Below are 6,564 nucleotides of genomic sequence, written 5' to 3' on the forward strand. Positions count from 1 at the left end.
AAGTCTATTATTCCATGCTTGGAGGATGTCTTATTATCCACATATTTTATTGCCTTACATCGAGAGCGTTTAATTAACACCACTCTTCTCAGGAAATAACAACGTTAAATCACGGTCATGATTTAAGGGCTGTGATAGTAGCAATCCTTAGAGTAACTTTTCGTTCCATTGCTTGTCACACCCCGTGCGACACGATGTCGCCAAATAGAGCTGCGGTATCCATCAGCTCTAATTGATAATTAAGCCCACCTAGGGCAGCACGATAAATGTGCTGACATATGAGGCTATCCTCAATAATTAAGAGATGAAGACTACTGGGTTGATTGTGCGTCATCGCATATTCTCGCTTTAGTTTTCTTTCTATTCTCTCGTTCCATGAATAGAAAAACCACGCCGGAAAACCGACTCGCCCAAAACACTTAACCCAATGTTATTTCCCCATAACGAATACCCAAAGCAATGGATTCTGCAATATTTTTGCACTCTAATTTTTGAAAAATAGACTGCCGATGCCGCTCAGCATGGCGAACGCTAATATTGAGAACGATAGCGATTTCTTTAAGACTTTTACCTTGTGCGGATAAATACAAACAGCGTCGTTCTTGGTCGGTTAACCGACCATCTAAATACAACGTTCGTCGTAACCACACGTGAGATAATAAAGACTGAAATGCTGCTATCTTTTTTTTAGAGGGTTGGGGATTGCCAAGATAAATTAAATAGTCTTTAGCAAAAGAGCCAAAAAACTGTACTCTCAGCCGGTCTATTTGCTTTTAAAAACATACTGCTTCCGTTTATTGCAGTTTCAGTGGCTAATCCGCTTGTACCCTTTATTTTTGCAGCACTTGCATTCTCAATATCGATTGCTAATCACTACCTGAATCAATATGTTGATCAACAGAAGCCAAAAATTCCAAAACAAGAACAATCAACAAGGCATTCATTTTTCCATGAAAAACCAAACAGAGATACTTTTAATGAAAATAGTGACGATTTAATAAGGCCAGTTACAATGGTATATTTATAAAAACCATGAGAGACCAGCAAGTGATTACAGTATATGCCAGATATGACATTAAAAACCTACCAATTTTGTCAGTTAAATGGAGTCATCGTGAATCAATTTGAATTTAAACCATTGTGTGAAGAAGACTTTGATATTCTATATCACTGGGTTCAAGAACCCATCATTAAGCAATTCTATGAAAAAGGACAAAGCTTCTCCCAGGAAGATATTAAAAATTACTATCTACCCAGGATAATGGGGGAAAAGAATGTTCCAAGCTTTATTATTTATCAAAACGGCAGCCCCATTGGTTTTATACAGTATTATTTTTTAACAGAAAATCTGCCTGAAGGTGTTAAAAATTATAATAACCCATTGTTCAACCAATACAAACTGTATGAATTAGCCGGCATTGATTGTTTTATAGCCGTTGCAGAAAATCGCGGCAAAGGGTTGGGGAGCGAAATGATTAACAACTTCATTACCACATTTCTGTTGAATTTTAAAGCGATTATCGTCGACCCAAACAAAAATAATGAGGCCGCCATTCGATGCTATGAAAAAGCAGGATTTAAGGCCTCAACTCACAGCGAAGATAGCGACTACCTTGTCATGCTCAAAGCAACCCATCAATAATTATAACGATATCATTAGGCCACTCCTGCATATACCCAATTTTTATCTTAATGGACGCGAGCATGGTCTAATTGAGCTTGAGCCTGTGATAAAATTTTAGTGGCAACGTTAGGTAGGTCACGCTGTAACTGATTCAGCAAACACGAATCATTTGTTATGCGCACCGCGACTGTTTGTAACGCTTTTTGAAGTTGCTCATTTCGGTACCCCTTTGTTTTTGCAACTTGCTGAACTACTTTTTCATATTCAGTCAATACAGGCTTCTCTTTACAAAGATTGCCCCATATTTCTTGCTTATGTTGTTGTTGAACTGTTTGAATTTTCTTGCCAAGCGATTCTGCAGTCAGGTGATTTTGAGAGGCCAAATGAACAATGTGGCCATAATCTTTCGATAAATTAATCTTTGAGGCAAGTTTGCCTAAACCCTTATCAACGGATGATTTTGCGATTGCCTCTATCGTTTGATACCGCGCATAGCGTTCACTATACGACTGTATTGTCTCAAGCAGTTTGGATGATTTTCCTACTTTTTCAATAGATTCCTGGTAAGAAGAAAACAACATTACCGCTTGCTTGTCTCTTGCAAGGCTATGCGTATAAAGGGTGTCAAACTCAGGTAATTGATACGCTTTAAGATTTTTTTCCTTAGCATCCTTATCCAACTGCCTGAATTGTTGCTTTAGATCCTGAGCTTCATCCATAAAATTTGCAACAGAACGTGCAACAGAACGCAAAGACTGTTGTTCTGCAAACTGTTTCTTTATTCCTTGTGCATTCAAATAAGCCTCATAATTGACGATGTAATTCCATTTATCTTTGATGTTTGTTGCAGCCTTGGCAATAGTGTTTATGGCTTTACCAACAAGACCATCGGAGTCAAAACCAACCCGCATTGCAAAGTCCAAAGGCCAATCAATCACATTATCTTTCGTCGTGTTGCGCGCCAAGGTGTTGGTCAATGAATTTAAATCTGGATGGTGATGAGTATTTGCGTAGATTCGTAATGTTTCTTTATGACGGGTCATTCCAACAAAGGCAAGGTGTTTATCCCAGTAAGTGCTATCAATCAATACACTGGCATGTTCTACGGTCATGCCTTGCGATTTATGAACTGTTAAAGCGTAACCATAATCAATCCACTTATAGTTGTGAGGGATCTGGACTTGTTCACCACTATCTAGCCTAGCCGTTAAACCCTTAGCATTGATCTCGGTTATTGTTGCTAAATCACCATTTCTAACGCCTAATGGTTTATTATTTTGACGAAATAATATGCGCTCTCCCTCTGAGAGCAATACTGTACTGGCTCCATTTTTAGAGAAGTATTCAAATCCATCTTGCTTCACCATGCCTTTCTCGATAGCGGCTTCTCGCCCTTTGGCATTCAGTGTTTCAACCGCAGCACGGCTAAATGCGAGCATTATATGTTGTTTTAGCGATTCAGGCGTTAAATGTTGTTGCCATGCTTTGACTAAGGAATCAGCAGCCTCATCTTGCCCATTACAAAAATGAACTGCCTCTTTTTTTGCATAATGATTAACCGCCTCGCCTACCTCACCACGCGCCAAAGCAAGGCTTGCCATTCGATCACCTTCATCTCGCTGCCGTCTTATATTTCCTAGCTCAATATAGCCTGTACGTGCTGCAATGCCTCTGAAAATTTCACCTTTATGAATGGGCTTGAGCTGATCTGGATCGCCAACTAAAACAATCTTTGCCCCCGCCTCATCAACTGCTTTCAATAGAAAGCTGAGGGAGTCAAAATCAACCATCCCAGCCTCGTCAATAATAACCACATGGTCATGCGTGAGTGACAATTTGTCTGTCTTGAGACGGTAGGTCAATGATGCAATGGTTGATGCAGTAATGCCTGTTTCTGTCTCTAATGCTTTGGCAACTTTTCCCGACAATGATGCGCCCAATACAGTGTAGCCATTAGCTTCATAGCATTCCTTTATGGGCTTTAACAAATAACTTTTACCAACACCAGGGCGACCAATGACAACGCTGATATCGCGACCTTGGCTAATAAACTGCATGGCTTCCGCTTGTTCTTCATTGAGGTTGTATTGTGCAATTATTCCATCCAATGATTGATGCAACACATGATTTTTTCGAACACCTAATCGTTCTACATGACTAAGAAGTTTGCCTTCTTCAATATACTGAAGGCGCGTGGTATAGGATTCGAGGCCACGATCATTGCTGCCTAATTTGATGACTTTTTGATGCTCTAAAATTTCAGCGACTGTGTGCAAATAATCCGTCAAATGCTCAATTTTCTTAAATGTTTTGAACACCAAGCGCTCAATATCACGTCGAGTAAAAACACTATGAGTAGCGGCGATTCGCTCAATAAATTCTTCTGGATTTAGGGCAACCTCCGCGCGCGCATCCCTAATCAATTGGTTTTCTTCATGCAGATAACCATCAGTATTCACACGCCCGGCATGTCGCTCACTGATCAAATGATTTAAATCAACCGAAAGATCCAACCCTTGCTCTTTAAAAAAAATATTTTGATGTTCACGCCACAATTCACCCCAATATTCTTTTTCAACAATAAATCGTTTGGCAAACACGGGATTCAAATCACGAGCTTTATATTTTGAAAACCGATTTCGTTCCAACCGCCGCGTTGGAATAAGAATATGCGCATGAGGATTCCCATCCTCGTTATCATGAATAGCAATATCCGCAAGCAACCCCTTATCGACAAAGTGGGTTTGCGCAAACTGTTTGGTGAGCTCTATTTGCAGTGCTAAATCCAATTCTTTAGGAAGTGCTAATACTACATCTTTACACAATTGGGCATCTCGCCGATTTTCTGCACGCTCCGCTTGATTCCATAAAAATTCACGATTAGCAAACTCAGAAAGTGCATCTTGAGGTAAAAGCACCGTGGAAAATACCACATCAGGGCGATTAGAATAGTCATGCGTAATACCAGTTCTTGCATCATAAAGTTTTGTACCAGAACGATAGGCACTTGCCGCAATCGCACTGTGTCCTTTAGCACGGGTATGAATGGAAACTTGAGCAAAAGCAATAGCCACGGATACACCATAAGGTTTGTGATCCATCGATTGCTTTTGAATTCATGAAAATACTTATCCATGAAGCATTTTCTTTTTGATACAGGGGTTAATTTAGCAAAAATTCGAATGAATGTATATTGCGCCCTTGAGTGCGACTCGAGAAGTCGTTTGTGTGATTGTACGGGTAGTCAAACTACGGAATGCATTTATTGGTTTCGTAACGGGACTATTAGAGTACCTATGATTCCGTTCATAGTAGCCTAGTTTGACGTGCGTCGCTGGTAACGGTTTCGTGCGAAGCTCGAACAACAATGTACTGAAGTTTACTGATGTAAACGTCGTGGATTTGCTGATAAGTAAGACACGAATCTGGAAGCTTTATCCGGAATAAGACTAGGCTAATGGGTATGGTTAATGTAAGTTAACTGCTGTTAAACATCGAAAGCAATGATGAGCTAAAGAAGCTGATAAGCTCAAGCCAAAATGGCATGCATGGGACAATCCAGGTTTGAGTTTGGATTGCACGGACAAACAACATGCACGGTGAATAGGCGGAACCTAACCCCATAAAGTCGATAACTTTATCTGGCGAACTTTATGGCACTGGGCATGCAGGCGACATCCTAACAAGAACCTAAGATGGGTCAAGCAACGGTATTACCTAGCAATAGAAAACCGTCGCAATATGACCTTCGCTTGTAAGGTAAAGAAAACAAAAATGTTAACACTAAGTTATGTGACGGATACCAAAATTATTCGTCATATTAAAATAGTGGCAGCAGCGAATCCCTACTACCCAAAGTATGATAACTACTTTAAGAAACGTTCTGGCGCAAGGAATCTGTAGTGTTACCGGCTAATCCAGCCGGATTGGCTTAGAAAAGAAACAGACTTAATTCTGTTTCCTTGATTGAAGCCGTATGCGAGGAAACCAGCACGTACGGTTTTTATGGGGGAACATTGCAGTAATGTGATGTTCCTACCTACTACTCTTCTGCGGGACTTTAAAGTTCGCTGCACTCACTTTTATTGGCAATGAGCTATTGCTTTTACAGATCTGGCGTTGTACGCTTATTTTGTTACCTCATTTGCGGAGAAATGATTATGTCTACGAAGACTGTATCGCAAATGGAAGCAGTACTCTTGGATAGAATCGAAAAAGCTAAATTTAAACTTGATAAACTTCAACAAAAACATAAGGTTGAAATTGGCACTCTTGTCTATAAACACAGCCTTCAATACTACGACCTGAAGCAACTCGATTTAATCTTTGCCAAGATTGCTAAGGAGTTGCATCATGGTCATCCATAACCCAATCAAAAAACAAAATCAGATCATTGCACGATGTGAAAAATCTCTCGCTCTGGAAAAACTACAAAAGCGCCGGGCAGATACTCGGCGTAAAATTGAGCTGGGTGGGCTGGTAATTAAGTCGGGCATAGAGACTCATGACAAATCTATTTTACTTGGCGCATTAGCGTATGCAAAGAAACTGATAGAGCAAAACCCACATTATGAACAAGTGTTCAAATCAATCGGCGACAAGATATTTTTAAATTGATTCACAAGGTTTTAGGTCTGAGCATAATCTATTTGAATTGATTATCCTACGCTCCATTCTAGACAATAAAACTAAAGAGTTGAAGAGAATATAAGCCACGTGCTCTAAACAAAGTATCAATTAGACAATGCTCGTGGTTATTTATCATTGAACAATAGGAATCGACTATGACGAACCTATCCATAAAAAAAGACCTATTTCATTACACCTCAGTACTTCAAGAGCAACAGTTTTTTGGCTCTTTTGCTAAAGACTATTTAATTTATCTTGGTAATCCCCAACCCTCTAAAAAAAAGATAGCAGCATTTCAGTCTTTATTAGCT

At 39.7% G+C, this 6,564-nt stretch carries 7 protein-coding genes and 1 pseudogene; 5 read left to right on the forward strand and 3 right to left on the reverse strand.

Annotated elements, in window-relative coordinates; translation table 11 throughout:
* Nucleotides 1-175: 175 nt before the first annotated feature.
* Nucleotides 176-334, reverse strand: a complete 159-nt coding sequence (locus tag WA877_RS07995; RefSeq protein WP_425170391.1) for a hypothetical protein — start codon at nt 332-334, stop codon at nt 176-178.
* Between the two features lie 85 nt (nt 335-419).
* Nucleotides 420-650, reverse strand: coding sequence for a response regulator transcription factor (locus WA877_RS08000; RefSeq protein ID WP_425170392.1), 231 nt, complete (start codon nt 648-650; stop codon nt 420-422).
* A 158-nt stretch (nt 651-808) separates the two neighbouring features.
* On the opposite strand from WA877_RS08000, the gene WA877_RS08005 reads away from it, so the two are divergent.
* Both WA877_RS08005 and WA877_RS08010 read left to right on the forward strand, forming a co-directional pair.
* Nucleotides 809-1,027, forward strand: a complete 219-nt coding sequence (locus tag WA877_RS08005; RefSeq protein ID WP_425170393.1) for a hypothetical protein — start codon at nt 809-811, stop codon at nt 1,025-1,027.
* Between the two features lie 87 nt (nt 1,028-1,114).
* Complete coding sequence (locus WA877_RS08010; RefSeq protein WP_425170394.1) at nt 1,115-1,642, forward strand: GNAT family N-acetyltransferase; 528 nt, start codon at nt 1,115-1,117, stop codon at nt 1,640-1,642.
* Nucleotides 1,643-1,689: 47 nt separating this feature from the next.
* On the opposite strand, the gene traA is transcribed toward WA877_RS08010, so the two are convergent.
* The gene (gene traA / locus WA877_RS08015; RefSeq protein WP_425170395.1) at nt 1,690-4,725 is read right to left on the reverse strand and encodes a Ti-type conjugative transfer relaxase TraA; all 3,036 of its coding nucleotides are present in this window, start codon (nt 4,723-4,725) and stop codon (nt 1,690-1,692) included.
* Nucleotides 4,726-5,260: 535 nt separating this feature from the next.
* Here traA and WA877_RS08020 point away from each other — a divergent pair.
* The 3 genes and pseudogenes from WA877_RS08020 to WA877_RS08030 form a co-directional block, all read left to right on the forward strand.
* Nucleotides 5,261-5,527, forward strand: a pseudogene (locus WA877_RS08020) (group II intron reverse transcriptase/maturase); the annotation flags it as partial.
* 257 nt (nt 5,528-5,784) lie between these two features.
* Entirely contained in the window at nt 5,785-5,991 is a 207-nt protein-coding gene (locus WA877_RS08025) for a hypothetical protein (protein WP_425170396.1), read from the forward strand.
* Nucleotides 5,978-6,241 carry a conjugal transfer protein TraD gene (locus WA877_RS08030; protein ID WP_425170397.1) on the forward strand — a complete coding sequence of 88 codons (264 nt, stop codon included), beginning with the start codon at nt 5,978-5,980 and terminating at the stop codon, nt 6,239-6,241. Before WA877_RS08025 ends, WA877_RS08030 begins: the two co-directional genes overlap by 14 nt.
* Nucleotides 6,242-6,564 lie beyond the last annotated feature (323 nt).

Source organism: Legionella sp. (assembly GCF_049790535.1).
Classification (GTDB): Bacteria; Pseudomonadota; Gammaproteobacteria; order Legionellales; family Legionellaceae; genus Legionella.